At 45.2% G+C, this 17,288-nt stretch carries 16 protein-coding genes; 10 read left to right on the top strand and 6 right to left on the bottom strand.

The annotated features are described in order from the left end of the window. Window positions 1–29 precede the first annotated feature (29 nt). The 7 genes from MSG34_RS02965 (at window position 30) to MSG34_RS02995 (ending at window position 7,949) form a co-directional block, all read left to right on the top strand. Window positions 30–1,493, top strand: a complete 1,464-nt coding sequence (locus MSG34_RS02965; RefSeq protein WP_239936401.1) for a fructuronate reductase — start codon at window positions 30–32, stop codon at window positions 1,491–1,493. A 12-nt stretch (window positions 1,494–1,505) separates the two neighbouring features. After that, entirely contained in the window at window positions 1,506–2,918 is a 1,413-nt protein-coding gene (gene uxaC, locus MSG34_RS02970; protein WP_248336243.1) for a glucuronate isomerase, read from the top strand. Between the two features lie 3 nt (window positions 2,919–2,921). Then, window positions 2,922–3,914: a sugar kinase gene (locus MSG34_RS02975; RefSeq protein WP_248336244.1), complete on the top strand. Its 993-nt coding sequence runs from the start codon at window positions 2,922–2,924 to the stop codon at window positions 3,912–3,914. Window positions 3,915–3,923: 9 nt separating this feature from the next. Continuing rightward, window positions 3,924–4,550 (top strand): bifunctional 4-hydroxy-2-oxoglutarate aldolase/2-dehydro-3-deoxy-phosphogluconate aldolase, encoded by a 627-nt coding sequence (locus tag MSG34_RS02980; RefSeq protein ID WP_050712314.1) that lies wholly within the window; start codon window positions 3,924–3,926, stop codon window positions 4,548–4,550. Window positions 4,551–4,679: 129 nt separating this feature from the next. Continuing rightward, the gene (locus MSG34_RS02985) at window positions 4,680–5,183 is read left to right on the top strand and encodes a YgjV family protein (RefSeq protein ID WP_248336245.1); all 504 of its coding nucleotides are present in this window, start codon (window positions 4,680–4,682) and stop codon (window positions 5,181–5,183) included. Window positions 5,184–5,455: 272 nt separating this feature from the next. Beyond that, on the top strand, window positions 5,456–7,504 hold the full coding sequence (locus MSG34_RS02990; protein ID WP_248336246.1) for a glycoside hydrolase family 3 N-terminal domain-containing protein: 2,049 nt from the start codon (window positions 5,456–5,458) through the stop codon (window positions 7,502–7,504). A 64-nt stretch (window positions 7,505–7,568) separates the two neighbouring features. After that, window positions 7,569–7,949, top strand: a complete 381-nt coding sequence (locus MSG34_RS02995) for a hypothetical protein (RefSeq protein WP_017057786.1) — start codon at window positions 7,569–7,571, stop codon at window positions 7,947–7,949. A 101-nt stretch (window positions 7,950–8,050) separates the two neighbouring features. Here the strand turns inward: MSG34_RS02995 and MSG34_RS03000 are convergent, their stop codons facing one another. Then, window positions 8,051–9,505 carry a glutathione synthase gene (locus MSG34_RS03000; protein WP_248336247.1) on the bottom strand — a complete coding sequence of 485 codons (1,455 nt, stop codon included), beginning with the start codon at window positions 9,503–9,505 and terminating at the stop codon, window positions 8,051–8,053. 118 nt (window positions 9,506–9,623) lie between these two features. Next, window positions 9,624–10,571, bottom strand: coding sequence for a LysR family transcriptional regulator (locus MSG34_RS03005; protein ID WP_017061092.1), 948 nt, complete (start codon window positions 10,569–10,571; stop codon window positions 9,624–9,626). 127 nt (window positions 10,572–10,698) lie between these two features. Here MSG34_RS03005 and add point away from each other — a divergent pair, with 127 nt between their 5' ends. Further along, window positions 10,699–11,697, top strand: coding sequence for an adenosine deaminase (gene add / locus MSG34_RS03010; RefSeq protein WP_108223611.1), 999 nt, complete (start codon window positions 10,699–10,701; stop codon window positions 11,695–11,697). 118 nt (window positions 11,698–11,815) lie between these two features. Continuing rightward, on the top strand, window positions 11,816–12,382 hold the full coding sequence (locus MSG34_RS03015; protein ID WP_248336248.1) for a sugar O-acetyltransferase: 567 nt from the start codon (window positions 11,816–11,818) through the stop codon (window positions 12,380–12,382). Between the two features lie 114 nt (window positions 12,383–12,496). On the opposite strand, the gene MSG34_RS03020 is transcribed toward MSG34_RS03015, so the two are convergent. The 4 genes from MSG34_RS03020 to MSG34_RS03035 form a co-directional block, all read right to left on the bottom strand. After that, window positions 12,497–13,330 (bottom strand): hypothetical protein, encoded by an 834-nt coding sequence (locus tag MSG34_RS03020; RefSeq protein ID WP_248336249.1) that lies wholly within the window; start codon window positions 13,328–13,330, stop codon window positions 12,497–12,499. A 37-nt stretch (window positions 13,331–13,367) separates the two neighbouring features. Then, window positions 13,368–13,991 (bottom strand): HAD family phosphatase, encoded by a 624-nt coding sequence (locus MSG34_RS03025; protein WP_248336250.1) that lies wholly within the window; start codon window positions 13,989–13,991, stop codon window positions 13,368–13,370. Between the two features lie 174 nt (window positions 13,992–14,165). Continuing rightward, window positions 14,166–14,648, bottom strand: a complete 483-nt coding sequence (locus tag MSG34_RS03030) for a prepilin-type N-terminal cleavage/methylation domain-containing protein (protein ID WP_248336251.1) — start codon at window positions 14,646–14,648, stop codon at window positions 14,166–14,168. Window positions 14,649–14,695: 47 nt separating this feature from the next. Then, entirely contained in the window at window positions 14,696–15,652 is a 957-nt protein-coding gene (locus MSG34_RS03035; protein ID WP_248336252.1) for a helix-turn-helix domain-containing protein, read from the bottom strand. 328 nt (window positions 15,653–15,980) lie between these two features. Here MSG34_RS03035 and MSG34_RS03040 point away from each other — a divergent pair, with 328 nt between their 5' ends. Then, window positions 15,981–17,225 carry a membrane dipeptidase gene (locus tag MSG34_RS03040; RefSeq protein WP_248336253.1) on the top strand — a complete coding sequence of 415 codons (1,245 nt, stop codon included), beginning with the start codon at window positions 15,981–15,983 and terminating at the stop codon, window positions 17,223–17,225. Window positions 17,226–17,288: the final 63 nt, after the last annotated feature.

Here is a 17,288-nt window from a genome sequence, read left to right on the forward strand (position 1 = left end):
GGTTCGCTGGCGGGAAAAGGAACTGAATAATGAAGACTGTTGCTAACTCTACGCTGCCAAACACTGTATTACGACCTGACTACGACCGTTCAGCACTCCAAAGCCGTATCGTGCACCTTGGCTTCGGTGCATTTCACCGAGCGCACCAAGCGCTGTTCACCAATGAAATGCTCAGCAAAACCAACACTGATTGGGGCATTTGTGAGATAAACCTATTCGGCGGCGAAGACCTAATTGAATCACTTCGCGCGCAAGACCACCTTTACACCGTAGCTGAAAAAGGCGCTGAATCCACAGACGTTAAAGTGATCGGCTCAGTAACCGAATCTCTTCACCCAAGTCTAGATGGCATCGAAACCGTATTAGAAAAAATGGCCGAGCCTCAAGTGGCTATCGTTTCTATGACCATCACAGAGAAAGGCTACTGCGCTGACCCAGCGACAGGCAAACTCGACAAAAATAACCCATTAGTCATCGCGGACTTAGCTAACCCAACTCAACCAAAATCGGCGCTTGGCTACATTGTGCAAGCGCTAAAAATTCGCCGCGAACGTGGCTTAACACCATTCACGGTTATGTCTTGCGACAACGTGCAAGAGAACGGCCATGTAGCAAAAGCAGCGATCATTGAGTTTGCTCAACTGCTTGACCCAGAATTACGTGATTGGATTGAAACCAATGTCACCTTCCCATGCACCATGGTTGACCGCATCGTACCCGCAGCAACAGAAGAAACACTGACCGAAATTGCAGAACTGCTTGGTTGTGAAGACCCATGTGGTATCGCCTGTGAACCCTTCCGCCAATGGGTGATTGAAGATAACTTTGTGGCAGGTCGTCCAGACTGGAATGTCGCTGGCGCAGAGTTCGTAGAAGATGTAGTGCCTTACGAAGAGATGAAACTGCGCATGCTCAATGGCAGTCACTCTTTCCTTGCTTACCTTGGATACCTTGGTGGCTACGACCATATTTCCGACACCATGACAGATGCAGGCTACCGAAAAGCCGCTTTTGACATGATGATGAAATCCCAAGCACCTTCGTTAACCATGCCTGAAGGGACTGATTTAGAAGGTTACGCAACTTTGCTGATCAACCGCTTCACTAACCCAAGCTTGAAGCATAAGACGTGGCAGATTGCGATGGATGGCAGCCAGAAGATCCCTCAACGCATGGGTGGCAGCTTACGATTCCATTTAGAGCAAGGCTCAAATTTCTCGTGGCTTGCAACCGCTATCGCTGGCTGGATGCGTTATGTATCTGGCGTTGACGAGCAAGGCAACGAGATTGATGTTCGTGATCCAATGGCAGATACTCTTCGCCAGATCTGCGACCAGCATGGACTCAATGTTTCTGTGGTTCCGGCATTGCTTGCGGTTGAAGCGATTTTCCCTGCCGAGCTAGGCCAAAACCCACAGGTGATTGATGCGGTAAGTTCAGCGTACCAATCACTAATTGAACACGGTGCCGTTGCGACCGTGGCTGCGTTATAAGGAGTACAAACAATGAAGAATTTCTTATGTGAAGACTTTTTACTGTCGAATGAGACTGCACGCCGTTTGTACCATGAACACGCAAGCCACCAGCCGATTTATGACTATCACTGCCACCTAAACCCGGCAGAAGTGGCTCAAGATCGTCAGTTCGAAAACATGTCTAAGATTTGGCTTGAAGGTGACCACTACAAATGGCGTGGCATGCGTTCAGCAGGGATTGATGAGCGTCTGATTACTGGAGGCGCAAGCGATTATGATAAGTTCATGGCATGGGCTAGAACCGTCCCTCAAACCTTGGGCAACCCACTTTACCACTGGACTCATTTAGAACTACGCCGCCCATTTGGTATTACTGGCACTCTCTTTGGTCCAGAAACCGCAGACCAAATTTGGCACGAAGGCAACGAGCTATTAGCGACACCAGAATTTAGTGCTCGCGGCATCATGAAGCAAATGAATGTGGTGATGGCAGGTACGACAGACGATCCTATTGATTCTCTTGAACACCATAAAGCGATCGCAGAAGACAACACATTTGATGTGAAGGTTCTTCCAAGTTGGCGCCCAGATAAAGCATTCAAAATTGAACTCGATGGCTTTGCTGATTACCTGCAAAAGTTAAGCATGGTTGCTGACGTTGAAATCACTCGCTTCCATCATCTATTGAGTGCCTTAGACAGCCGCCTAGCGCATTTCAACGACCATGGTTGCCGTGCAGCAGACCATGGTATCGAAGTGGTTCGCTACGCGCCGATTCCATCAGAATCCGATTTAGATGATCTGTTAGCTCGACGCCTCAATGGCGAAACGCTCACCGATTTAGAATGTGCACAGTTCTCAACAGCGGTTCAAGTGTGGTTAGGCAAGCGTTACGCTGCAATGGGTTGGGTAATGCAGCTTCATATTGGTGCTCAGCGCAATAACAACACGCGTATGTTCCAACTGTTAGGCGCTGATGCAGGGTTTGACTCGATTAGCGACAAGACGTTTGCATTCGAATTAGCTCACCTATTAGACGAGATGGATCAAAGCAATGAGTTACCTCGCACCATCCTTTACTGCTTAAACCCTCGCGATAACGAGATGATGGCAACCATGATTGGTAACTTCCAAGGTGGGGGCATCGCGGGCAAAGTTCAGTTTGGTTCTGGTTGGTGGTTCAACGATCAGAAAGACGGCATGCAACGCCAAATGGAGCAACTATCTCAGCTTGGTCTGCTTAGCCAGTTTGTCGGAATGCTGACTGACTCTCGCAGCTTCTTGTCTTACACACGCCACGAATACTTCCGCAGAATTCTGTGTGACATGCTTGGTCGTTGGGCTGAAAACGGCGAGGTGCCAAACGACATGTCACTGCTTGGCCCTATGGTCGAAGAGATCTGCTTTGGTAACGCAAAACGCTATTTCGAAGAGAGGGCGTAACCCATGAAACATATCGCCATCATTGGTGAGTGCATGATCGAGCTTAACGGCAAACCGTTCGGCTCAATGCATCAAACGTTTGGCGGAGACACTCTCAATGCTGCGGTCTATTTAAGCCGCGGCTGTGAAGCCAACCTCAATCAAGATGACATCAAAGTGTCCTACGTCACGGCTTTAGGCGCAGACCCGATTAGCAAGGGAATGTTAGAACGCTGGCAACAAGAAGGGGTGTCGACGGACCTAGTTCTACAAGACAACCAACGTACGCCAGGCCTATACCTAATTCAGCTTGATGACGGAGGTGAACGTACCTTTCTGTATTGGAGAAATCAGTCGGCTGCACGCTACCTACTGCAGCACCCAGATTTCAATCAGATAAAGCAGGCACTGCGCAATGTCGATATGGTCTTTCTCAGCGGTATCACATTAGCGGTTCTGCCTGAACAAGATAGTATCGAGCTATTAAACATCTTGGTTGAGTTGAAAACACAAGGTGTTGAGATCGCCTTCGATAGTAACTTCCGCCCTGCACTTTGGCCACAGGACGAAAACCAAACCGTCAAAAATAGCTACCAAGCCATGTATACATTGACGGATTTAGCCTTGGTTACATTCGATGATGAACAGTTAATTTGGGGAGATACTTCACCTGAACAAACCATTGAACGTCTAACTTCACTGGGTGTTAAGCGATGCATCGTCAAATTGGGTGCAGATGGTTGTCTCATTCAAGATACCACAATTCAAAGTGACATAAATTCAGATTCTGGTACCGCTTCGGCTCCACGGGCGGTGCCGACCCTACCTGTTGAACACGTCGTTGATACGACCTCGGCAGGAGACTCATTCAATGGCGGGTTTTTATCTGCTTACCTTGCGGGCGAAAACTTAACAAAGTCATGCCAGCGCGGCAATACCATGGCAGGCGTCGTTATCCAACATCGTGGTGCCATTATTGCAAAAGAACTAACTCAAGCGGCCATCACAGCCATTTAAGGAATACCAATGTCTAACATCAAACAACAACTGAAAACACTGAAAGTTATCCCTGTGATCGCTATCGACAACGCTGAAGACATCATCCCTCTGGGAAAAGTGTTAGCTGAAAATGGTTTACCTGCAGCAGAGATTACGTTCCGCTCTGAAGCTGCAGTGGAAGCTATTCGTCTACTTCGTGAATCACAACCTGAGATGTTGATCGGCGCCGGCACTGTGCTCAATCGTGAGCAAGCTATCGCGGCTAAAGAAGCGGGCGCAACGTTTGTGGTCTCTCCAGGCTTTAATCCAAATACTGTCCGAGCTTGTCAGGAGATTGGTATTGATATCATTCCTGGGGTCAACAACCCAAGCACAGTAGAGGCTGCTCTAGAAATGGGACTAACCACATTGAAGTTTTTCCCTGCTGAAGCATCGGGTGGCATCAACATGGTTAAGTCACTTCTTGCGCCTTACACGGATATTGAGATCATGCCGACAGGTGGCATTAACCCAAATAACATTAAAGACTACCTAGCGATACCTCGAGTACTCGCATGTGGTGGTACTTGGATGGTGGATAAGAAGCTGATTGAAGAAGGTAATTGGGAGGAACTGGCTCATTTAACTCGTGAAGCCGTTAAGTTAGTCAATTAAACCTAATGCAGTTACACCTTTAACGCTATATCTAGCCCTCCTTTTGGAGGGTTATTTTATGGTTAGGGATTATTCATTAACAATTAATATTAAATCGTATTATATAGCATCTAAAGATAAAGGATAAATATGGAAAACTGGATAGCACAAGGAATTGGCGGGTTGGCTTTTGGTATCGGTGTCATGGCCTTTTGGCAAAAAGATGATATGCGTTTTCGCTATCAAATGATGATATTTTGTTTTGTCATGAGTATTCATTTCATATTAATGGGTGCAATAGTAGCCGCTATAGGTGTAATTATTAATGCTATTCGAAGCTACGTATCGATAAAAACTCAATCACGCAAAGTGATGTGGTTCTTTATCGGGTTAATGTGGTGTATGACTTTGCCTAACATGAATCATTTCTTTGAGTTTATTACCGTTGTTGGTTCATCCGTTGCAACATGGGCACTCTTTTCAAGACACGGCATCGCCCTGAGATCCTTGATCTTATTCAATTCATTCTGTTGGGCTAGCCATAACATTTGGATTGGTTCGATAGGAGGAGCCTTTGTCGAAATCACGTTTATTATCACTAACCTAGTCACTATCTTTCGTTTGCAGCAGCACAGGTTATTAACTATAAAATAGGCAACATGTTTTTAATTTAATATTTAAAATATGGAAGTAATACACCACTAATTAAGCGGGGTAATAATTGGATATCAAAAAAATAATCATAGATAAGTTTACGTTATTTAAAGTTCGTCAATATATTTCCAATACTAAATTGAATTAAATCACCAATTAAATTTATATGGTGATCCAAATCTTTAGTTTGATTAATTTTGGTTAACCAATAATCTGTTAATTATTAAAATTGGTCATGTACTTATTATTATACTAACAATAGGATCGTGACCATGAAGCGTCTTACCCTGACACCTATAGCAATCGCGTTGCTTCTTGCGGGATGCAACTCATCTGATAGCGACAATAACCTCCAGCAACCCCAAGTTCACTCTCGTGTTCATGATGTATTGAACATTGAGGGTTACCAGTTCCGAGATTCTAACGGCAATGGAACACTGGAACCCTTTGAAGACTGGCGATTATCTCCAGAAGAGCGAGCAGCAGACTTGGTTAGCCGAATGACGCTAGACGAGAAAGCCGGCATGATGCTCATTGACACCTTAAACTCAGCCGAGGGTGGGCTTGTTAGCAGTGCCGGGCAAGACATGATTGCCGATGCTCAAATGACGCGCTTTATCTTCCGTAACAGCGTAGTTGAAACCCCAGCTAACACACCTGATTGTGATGCTGGTCGTTCAGGCTGTCAGATAACCCCAATAGAAGCTGCCCAGTTCATGAATAGTGTTCAAGAACTGCGTGAACAGACGCGAATGGGTATCCCCGCTCTATTCAAGTCCAATGCTCGTAACCACATTGATCCATCTGCAAAAGCAGGGATCAACGTTTCTTCAGGTGCCTTTTCGGCTTGGCCTAAAGAGGCAGGTTTAGCAGCCACTCGCGACATGGATTTAATCACTGAATTTGCAGGTATCATGAATGAAGAATGGTCTTCAATTGGCCTACGCAGTATGTACGGATACATGATGGATTTGGCGACAGAACCTCGCTGGTATCGAGTGCATGAGACCTTTACCGAAGATGCAGATTTAGCGTCTGGCATTATGCGCTCACTGATCAAAGGGTTGCAGGATGGCGGTGAGGTCAACGAAGACAGTATCGCGCTAACCATCAAACACTTCCCTGGTGGCGGTCCACAAGAAAACGGCGGTGACCCACATTATGACTTCGGTAAAAACCAGGTCTATCCAAAGAACAATTTTGATTACCACCTAAAACCGTTTATTGCTGCGATTGAGGCTGGCGCTTCTTCAATAATGCCTTACTACGGCATCCCTGTAGATCAAAAGTGGATGCCAAACGATGTTGGCATGTCCTTTTCAAAAGGTATTGTTACCGACCTTCTCAGAGAAGAATTGGGCTACACAGGTAACGTAAACTCAGATACCGGCATCATTGGGGATCGAGCATGGGGTGTGGAACACAAAACGATTGATGAGCAGGTTGCCATGGCGGTCGAAGCTGGAGTCGATGTTCTTTCAGGTTTCCATGATAAAGAAGTCATCGTGAAACTCGTGGAAAAAGATCTGATCACCGAAGAGCGTGTAGACCTATCAGTCACACGCTTACTTGAAGAACAATTCAAGCTTGGCCTTTTCGAAAACACTTACGTTGATGAGAAAAAAGCCCAAGAGATTTTAGGCAACGAGAAGTACCAAGAACGCGCGGATTACGCACAGAAAAAGTCTGTCGTCTTACTTCAAAATACCAATAAGACTTTACCTCTAGCTGAATCAACCGCACAAAATCCTGTTGCTCTGTATGTCATGGGAATGGACGAAAACATTGCAGGAGACGACAAGTACAACTTTACCGTGACTTCTGGAGATTACGAAGCGGGAGAAACGCGTCCACCAGTACCAGCCGATACGGACTATGCGGTTATTCGTGTTCGCGTATCTAACGAAGGTTCAGACCCTGATCTTATCTTTGGTGGTGCGAACCCAGATGAACTCGATATTCTTGCGTTCAGTGAAATGGCTACAGCTGCATCTTGGTATATTGAACCAAGCCTAAGCGACATCAAAGCCGTTATGAACGAAGTGGGCGCTGACAAAACGGTATTGTCCATCAACTTTAGACAACCCTTCGTGCTAGACGATCAAAGTAACCTTAAGCAAGCCGGCGCAGTGATAGCGACATTTGGTGTCTCGGACAGCAACCTAATGGAAGTGCTTTCAGGCAACTTTGCTCCTCAAGGAAAACTGCCATTTGCTTTAGCGAACAGTGCCCAAGCGATTCAAAACCAAGACTCAGATTACCCTGGGTATGATCAAGCCGACACCCTTTACCCGTTCGGACATGGTTTAAGTTACGAATAATATTTGAGCTAATTCAGGCAGTGTTGAGCACTGCCTTTCCTTCTTAGATACCAAGGACAAAGTCATGGAACATATCTTACAACTGGGTTGGGATGATCACGCTATTCCACATAAAATCTGGATAGAACAATACTACGATGGGTGTCGTATCTGCTTGAAAGTCGTAAAGGACGTTGAGCCAGAAATGCTCTCATTGATTGTTCCAAATATTGATGTGCAAACCACTCATAAAGCGTGGCAAGGTAAAGCGACGAACATTACACCGGCCTATGATGACGGCGTGTTATTCACGCAAACTCGCTCGCTATTCAATTTACCTCACGGCTGCGTGATTTGGGCGGTAACACATATCCAGATGCAAAACGGCTTAAAAATGTCGGCAGACAAATTGTGCTTCGTACCAAAATACAGCAATCAAGATTCTTGCTTTAAGGTTCCGGCATAACGCGACTAAGCACTCGTTCAAACCACAAAATCGAGACCAACAAAAAGGCCAACGTTCACACGCTGGCCTTTGTTTTATCTGCTATCGGTCGGAATCAGGAACTAATCAATCAACACCAGCGAATCGAGAATCCCTTTGCCACTGTGGATCCCACCTTCATTTTCGCTAGCGGGTTTGCTACGAATTAGGTAGCCCGCGTAGCCATCTAGCTCTGTTACTGGTTCACCTTTATAGTAAGCGGTGAACAAACCCACTTCGCTGACTAAGTCTGTCACGAGCGTTTGTTGAGTGTCACGTACTGCAATAGTCGGCACGTCACGTTCATGCGGGTACAAGCGCTGCATCAATGCCCACGCGTCGTACTCTTCTGGTTTAAGCTGGCTCAGTTGTTCGCTGATGTCGTCACCAAAGACACAATGGCCACCGCCCTCACCTTGGTTTTTCAGCACCCACTCTTGCTTATCAGCTTGTGTGTTAAACCATTCAATTGCTTCACTGGTGATAGGCTTCATATCAGCCAGAACACTCTTGACCAGTTCGGCTTCTTCTAGCGTTAAACCCCAGCGGGCGTATTCTGCTGCTGACATCATGGTCAGCAGCATTTGCATGGTTTTGCTGGTCGCTAATTGCTGGCTGATAGTCGCGTTCATTGCGACATGGTGTTGTTCCATAAACAAGCGAGTCTGACTTAGCGTGTGGCAACACACCGATTCATTGAGCTCTGGAGCCCAGTAATCTGAATACTGGTAGCCAGCTCTTAGGTACACCACATCGACAGCGCCGACATCTTTCAATAACAAGCGTTGATTATCACCCGATGAAAGCTGACAGCTCAATTGTTCAAAGGTACGACGAACCGTGCGAATGCCCTGTTTTTGTAGCTCAACTTCAAGCAAATGTTGGTCATATACGTTGTCTTCGTTCTTCTGCACCACCATCAAGAAAACTGGTTTATCTTGCTCATTGAAGTCCGCTCTCACCTGCCTTGCAGCATTAGCGATACCATATGCCAACTGGGTTAAACCTTGGTTTTCAGCCGGTGTTGCTGACGGATCTTCCAACCAATGGTTATACACGTTTGGCCATTGGTTTTGCATGAATGAATGGAATTCTGTAGCGCGTTGACCAAAAGGCGCCATCCCTGCCGCAATGCCATTAAACTCAATCACTTTGGCACCGTGTTGGCGATCGTCCATAAAATCAGTACGCATCAACAACAAAGGTTGTCGCGCTGGATTCAAGCGCTCATCCGCACTGCCATGGGCTTGTTGATGCAACGCCATCAGGCGACCAAAAAACGGATCGGCTTTCGCCATATCGTTCAATGATGACTGTAAAAAGTCGTGGTCTTCAGAAACATTATTGATGAGCTTGGTGATCAGCGGCGTCACCTTCAACAGGTGTTCAAAAACCTCACGCTCAATACTCATTGGGGCAAGGCTAAAAGGGCAATGTCTCGCGGTATTGTCAGACTGACGGAAAGCGACACCGTGCATAATTGCCCACTCACAAGCATCTTCAATAACTTGTTGCGAAATCGATGGTATTGGATTCATTTAGATATCTCATTCTTGGCGGGCATTTGGCACCCGTAATAAGACGATGCTCATTCTAAAAAGACGAAATAAATTTAAAAAAACTTATTTCGCCGTTTTGATCATCGTAGCTCGCGGTTTACAGTTGAGGTTCTTGGGTCTTATTGACTATAAGGTCGCGAAGCCATTTGTGGCTTGGTTCAGAATCAAAGTAACGGTGCCAAAGCAGAAACAAACCACCGGGAACCAACTCAATGGGAATCGGCTTCATCACCAGCTCGCCACTCTCAATATAGTCACGAACCGAGTTGTACGGATAACACATCAGCAAATCGCTTTGTTTGCACAGCTTTACTGCGCTGGTGATGTCCGACACGTTGGCGGCTTTGTTAATTTGAAGCTGTTTGGCTTGCAAGATTTCCAGTAGCAGCCAGTCGCCAACGCCACCGGTCACTAACTGAATATGACGGTATTTAAGGAAGGCTTGCAGGTTCCACTCTTCTTGAAGCACTGGGTGATCATTGCGCATCAAACATACAGAGTAATCTTGCAACAACTCGACATGGTTTAGCTCGGCAGGGATATTTTGAATGTGGGTACTCGCCCTTTCATCGAGCTCAAAAATTCCAATCCCGAAATCGACCTCACGCTTTAGCAAGCGCTTAAAAGTTTCACTACTCCAAGTAGTGCTGTTTACCGTAATGTTCGGCGCATCTGCCAGCGCGTTAGGCATAAATTTAGGGTAAATCGCGGTATAAGCGGTTTCAACAAGATCGATATTAAAAGTGCGTTCGCTGTCTTTCGGCTCAAAGATGTCCGGCACGGTTAGCTGTTCAACTTGCAGCAGGATCTGATGAATCTTAGGCGCTAAAGAGGTGGCTTTCGGGGTTGGAAACAGACCTTTTGACTCACGTTCAAACAAAGGGTCATCAAACAGAGAGCGTAGCTTGGTGAGTTGCTTACTCACCGCAGACTGACTAAGGAACAATCGCTCTGCCGTTTTACTCACGCTGCGCTCTTCAAGCAACACATGTAAACACAGCAGTAAATTCATATCACATTTAAGTAAGCTCTTAACATCTACCATGATATTCCTTAGATTCAGATTAATGATGACTTTATGTCACTTTAAATCATATCACAAACTTGTTAATTTAAGCCCATGTAACCTATGAGTTAATAACTCAAAAAAATAATAGACCTAAGGAATACTCATGAACTTTCTAGCACTCCCTAAGATTGATCTGCACTGCCACCTAGACGGAAGCGTTCGTCCAGACACCATTATTGATCTGGCGAAACAGTACGGAATCGAACTTCCAGAAGACCGTGAAGCGGTAGTAAAGTCTCTAACAGTGCCTGAAGATTGCAAAAACCTTGATGAGTACCTAGCTTGCTTTAGCCTGCCACTGCAAGTGATGCAAACGGAAGAAGCGATTGAGCGTATCTCTTTCGAGCTTTACGAAGACGCAGCACTAGAGAACGTTAAATACCTAGAAGTGCGTTTTGCACCGATTCTTCACGTAAATAAGGGCTTGTCTCTTGATACGATCATCGCGAGTGCGGTTAAAGGCATGAAACGTGCAGAAGAGAAGTACGACATCAAGGGCAACTACATCATGTCTGTACTGCGTATGTTCCCGAAAGATTCGATCAAAGACGTGATCGACGCAGGCCAACCTTACCTAGGTAAAGGCGTGGTTGCGTTTGATATTGCTGGCGGTGAAAAGCCGGGCTTCTGCGCTGAATTCCCTGAGTACACGCAATACGCGATCGAAAAAGGCTACCGTGTGACGGTTCACGCTGGTGAGCAATGGCATGGTCAGAACGTTTACGATGCAGTAACCCTGCTAGATGCTGAACGTATCGGCCACGGTGTTCACATCCAAGGTAACGAAGACGCATACAACATCGTTAAAGAGAAGCAAGTTGCGCTTGAAACTTGCCCAACAAGTAACGTGCAAACTAAATGTATTCACAAATTCAGCGATCACCCAATTGCTGAATTCAAGAAAGACGGCATCGTTGTAACGATCAACACAGACAACCGCACTGTGTCGAACACAACCATGACTAACGAAGTGAAGCGTGTATGTGAAACGTTCGGTCTAACACAAGAAGACTACGCAGAGATCTACAAGTACTCTGTAGAGAGCGCTTTTGCTTCAGACGAAGTGAAGAAGCACCTAATGGGTTTCGTTGAGCAAATCTAATTTGAGCAATCTTGATTGCTAAGTAGAAAAACAGGAAGAGAAAGGCGTAGGCTTTTCTCTTTTTTTATGTCCAATTATCCGTATTCTAATAGCGATGTTGACGAATGGGATGCAAACAATGAAAACAGAACTCGAGAAAATGCTGTCCGGCGAGATTTTTGATGGCGCAGACCATGAAATAGACCACATGCGCACTCACGCCAGTAAGGCGCTGTCAGACTTTAATCAATGTACAGACGATACTCAGCAACCAAGCCTGCAAGCTAATCTGTTTGGTAAAGTAGGAAGCAGCGTTGTCCGTCCTCCTTTTCATTGCGAGTTTGGTAAAACCATCGAGATCGGTAACGACACCTTTATCAACATGAACGTGGTGATGCTTGATGGCGCGAATATCAAGATTGGTAACAATGTATTGATAGGACCAAGTGCCCAGTTTTACACAGCCTCCCACTCACTGGATTATCTCAGCCGCCGTAAGTGGGAAACTTTCTGCCTACCTATCACCGTCGAAGACGATGTGTGGATTGGTGGAAACTCAGTCATCAACCAAGGCGTGACGATTGGCGCTCGCTCAGTTATCGCAGCCAACTCAGTAGTCAACAGTGATGTACCACCAGATTGCCTATATGGCGGCACGCCAGCCAAGCTGATTCGACACTTGAATACCGAACAAACTCGCGACTAAACAAGAAAGCGCGTATCCAAATCTAAAAAGAGCCATGTTTCAATAACATGGCTCTTAATCTAATAAGCAGCATTGCTCTATCATACAGTTAACTTTCTACACAGTTTATCTCATTCACTGCTCTGAGGCCTGTAATGGGCTTCGCTCTAAAGCCTTCTCATACTCGGTTTGTGGTGAGCTAAGATAGGTGGTTTTCACGAAATCCTTCCACCCTGAAAATAGCGACTCTATCGGCTCATTCGTTATTACAGATACATCGCCATTACTCTTTATGAGCTTGATAAAAGCCTCTTCTCCCCAAGAACGCTCGATAAATTCACCGATGGTATAACCGACTTCGTAGATTGTTGCACCACCATTAGGGTTTATGTATAACTCTTGAACAAGCCCATCAAAACGGGCTTTGATTGCATTCCTGTTATTCATGTGGAACCAGTAATCTTCAGACTTATAGATAGCCACGGCTTCCCACAACCAACGAGGGTTGTTCACGAAATTAGGGTTAATTTGAAGTGTCAGTAAATGCACAAATTCATGCAGTGCCGTTCGTTGGATTTCGCCACCAAAATAAAGCAGCCTGATTTCATTACTTTGAGGCTCGATGTAGCCTGTAGAAAACGCATATCGCTGACCAATACTACGCTCTTGCTCATCTAAGTACGCCTTTTGGCTTTGCCATATTCTCACCGTTATAACCGGTATCGAGTCAAGACCGAAGCTCTTCATCAAAGGAATCTGTTTGAGCAATAGCTCGTTGTGAATACTTGGAATTATCGCAGGTGAAGTTCCATCATAAAGGACAAACTTGAACTGTCCTTTATCTGATTCATAGCAACCATCACATGCTTGCTCACCGCGGATTTGAAGCACGACAGCCACCACTAAAACCAGCGCCGATATAGTCAAAAACAAGAATGCAACGATAGACTTAGGTGGGTATCTTTTCATTTTCTACATCCTCAAATTTAACTCATTCGCCAAGGCGTCAATCGATTAAATTAACGCCAAGCGCCTGTAAGCTATTTTCACACTGAACAGCATTAGTAAACTGGATAGCCGCCATACCCACAGTTCTCGCACCTTCAACGTTATAAGGCATGTCATCGAGGAAGACGGTTTCTGAAGCTTTGAGCCCATAATTAGATAACAGCGCTTGGTAGATTTCAGGTTGTGGCTTAAGCAAACCAAGTTCAGCAGATACTGCCGCACCATCAAACAACGCCCAAAATTGATAAGTATTTTTTAAGTATTCAACAATCTCGACCACATTATCGGTAAGCGCGTACACACCATAACCCGATCGCTTTACTCGCTCGATGAGTTCAACTGAACCGTGCAATAAGATCTGCGTTTGCTTAACGTAATAGAACAGGCGATCGCACTCTAACGGGGACAAGTCGAGTTCTTGTTGATAACGCAGCTTGGCCTCACTTTCGGTCAAGAATCCTTTGTTCAAATCCATCCAAATCGTACTTTGAAAAATAGAACGAGCTCGAGACTCCAATTCTTCAGTATCACCAAAAGTAAGCCGGGCAATTTCCAGAGGTGCCCAACGCACAATGACATTACCTACATCAAACACCACATTTTTGATTTCATTAGAACTCATACACACTCCCGTTATCACCATGTCATTGATGGAAAAGCGACACAAAGTGCCGCACATCAAGATTCATAGCGAACGTTTATAAATTAAAAGCCTTGGGTAGAATATACAATCAATGGAGTACAAAAAAGGCCATCATTACGACGGCCTTCTCAATATCAATAAGCTAAGAAATAACTAACATAAATCGGCTTCCGATGAGAATATGGTTGGCGCTCCGGCAGAGGCGTTCGAACGATAAATAACGACGCAGGTTTCGTTTGGTTGCGCGTTGTCAAAAGAGTAGACAATCACCTCATTAGGAACCGAAGCAGCATGAGCGCCTAACATCTTCCAATCGCTGTTCTCACCACTTAAACCTTGCACCGCGATTCCTATTCCCATTTCCGACGCTGTGGGGTAGCCATAATCAGTCTGGACTCCGTTGACCGTTGTTCCTTGGCTTGAAGAAACAGGTAGATTCTCTACGCCTTCAATGGCTGCTTTGCCATAAACAATCGCAGCCGCACCTTCCATTGAACCTTTAAGGCCTTTTAATGCCGCCGCTCTCGCGCCTGACTGAAGCCCTAAGAATTTAGGGGCAACAACCACAGAAAGAATGCCAAGTATCACGACGACAACAACAAGTTCAAGTAAGGAAAAACCGTTTAATCTTTTCATAGTCAGCATCTTACGTTATAGAACGAAAGACAGTATACATAGGAGGGTTATACTTTTATACCGTCAGCTATACTTTTATTGTTCTTTTTCCATTGAAGTGGTGTTATTCCGTTCGATCGCTTAAACGCTCTTATAAATTGTGAGGCATCTGCGTATCCCAAGTGAAGCGCGATATCTGAGATCGAATAACCTTGCTCAGTCATAACGCGCTTGGCGAATTCAAAAGACAGGGTCTCTTTAATGGTTCGAAAGGTCGTCCCCTCTTCACTAAGTGCCCTTTGGATTGTACGCTTACCAATCCGGTTTATCTGACCAAACATCACCAAATCTACATCTACTCGACCAATATAAGGAAGTAATGCTTGTGTCACCTTGAAGGTGGAAGTAGTAGCCGTTGATACCGCTTTGATTGAGCAATCTCGATCAATGGGGTTATACGAAATGCACGTCTCATTTTGACCTATGTACTGTGGTGTTTCCGTTTGTATTCTCAACTCACTTAACGCACTCGCCGACACTGAAACTAAGTCGTAACGAATCGGCTTATCAATATCAGTTTGTTGAGATTTAAAATAAGCGTGGCTATAAACGATCAAAAACAGCTCGGCTTCAATACCATTGAGCGAGCTATTAGATACTAGAAATGAAAGCTTTAATGACTGTGAAGACGATTCGACTGACCATTGTTTAAACGGAAAAAGAGACAGAAAATCTCGAGCTAAAAGATTGGAAAAATCGAGTTCGAGAGCAGCTCGTTGAGCACAGTCTAATAACGAAGAAACAAACACCTCGGATGGTAATACCTTCCTCAACCCCTCTAAGAACTGCGTAAACGCATTAAACGAGACATATTGAGCAGGTGAAGTATCCATTGAGAATGGCATGCTCACTTGAACTGCGAGCGCTTCTATCGCGGCGTGATATAGAGCTAATGACTTATCTTCTCGGACGCACTGCTGGAAATGACTCACAACACTCTTCGCAATCAATGGTAATTCAAGCATCAGTTCACAATTCCTTTGTCTTGTTCAAAACAGGTCAAATCCACAACTCAACCCAATATCAGCATCAATTTCTTCATCAATACCAGTCTAAGTTCAGTGGCACAAAATGCACATTTTACTTTTCTAGCTTAGCTACTATTACCTCAAGTTAACAAGAGGCGCTTTAAGTTTTTAGCATTAAGGCGAAATCACAATTCAGGACGTAACGCTTTGATTACAAAGTATGACAGGGTTATCAATTTTAAATAACTCAACGATACCGTCAGGGTCTACTATTAAATCTAGGCATCAATATAAATGGACTTAAGCCAGTAATTGAGAGGTTTTCATGTTTAAAAAGATAACGTTAGTAGCAGCAAGCATTGCAATGAGTGTTGGTGTTGCACAGGCAAGTGTTGAGAGTAAGACCTGGCCTGCATCAGATAAGGCTAAAACATTTGTTCAAGACACCATTGTCATTGGTATGCTCGCGAGCCCTTACGGTGCAGGTTGGCAGGACAAGCAACAACTGTTGGATTACTTCCAAGATGCTCGTGATGCAGGTATCACAGGGCATGAATACACCATTACCGCTGCTGATCACAACTTTGATGACTTCTTGTTTCACCATCATAAACACCGCTCTGCGATGGCAAAACAACCTGACAATTTCATCATCGCGCATTCCAATAATGACATTGAGAAAGCGCACACCGAAGGCAAAACCGCCGTACTTTGGAACAGCCAAACCGCCACTATTTTGGAAGAAGATGTGACCAAAATGGCGATTCTAAAAGACATGGGCTTAAAAAGCATGATCTTGGCGTATAACGACATTTTCAGAACAGGTTCAGGGCAATTAGCAGCATTTAACGGTAGAGATATTGGCCTAACGCCTTGGGGAGAGTCTGTTATTGATTCGATGGTCGAGTATCAGGTCATTCTCGATCTCAGCCACACAGGCTCAAAGACAGCAAATGACGCGATGGATTACATGGAAGAGAAATATCCTGGAACCCCATTTGTTTACACGCACTCAGTGCCAGCAGGGCTTTATAAGAGTGAGCCAGATGCAACGCCACAAGGTTGCTACCGTGCTATTCCTGACGATGAAGCGATACGCGCGGCTAAATCAGGTGGCTACGTTGCTCCAACCTTCACCGAGTGGATGATGGACGGTGTTTGGCCTGAAGATATTTCTCCGGTTCAAGCTGCTGATATGATCGACTACTACGTGGAATTGGTAGGCGTTGACCACGTAGGTATCGCAACTGATGATATGTTCTCTACCGCAATGGTTGTGGATTTCGCAACCAAGAACGCGAAAATGTACGACGACGGCGGCTACATGATTGAGGCGTTCAACAAAGGCGCTACCGGTAATGGCGAACTGTCGAAGATCCTAGCGGCGATCACTGATGAACTGTGGAAACGCGGTTACAGTAACGATGATCTTGCCAAGATCTACGGTGGTAACAAGATGCGAGTGTACGCTCAAGTATCTGAGGGCGCTGACCCTGACGAGTTCCAAAAAGAGTATACAAAGCGTCTAAAAGTGCTCACCAAATTAAGAAATGAAAACTTAGCTATGTAGCTCGCAACCAACAAAGCTCAAACACTCGAAGCACGTCCTATTGGGCGTGCTTTTTTATTATCT

Source organism: Vibrio sp. 1CM2L (assembly GCF_023161695.1).
Lineage (GTDB): Bacteria > Pseudomonadota > Gammaproteobacteria > Enterobacterales > Vibrionaceae > Vibrio > Vibrio coralliirubri.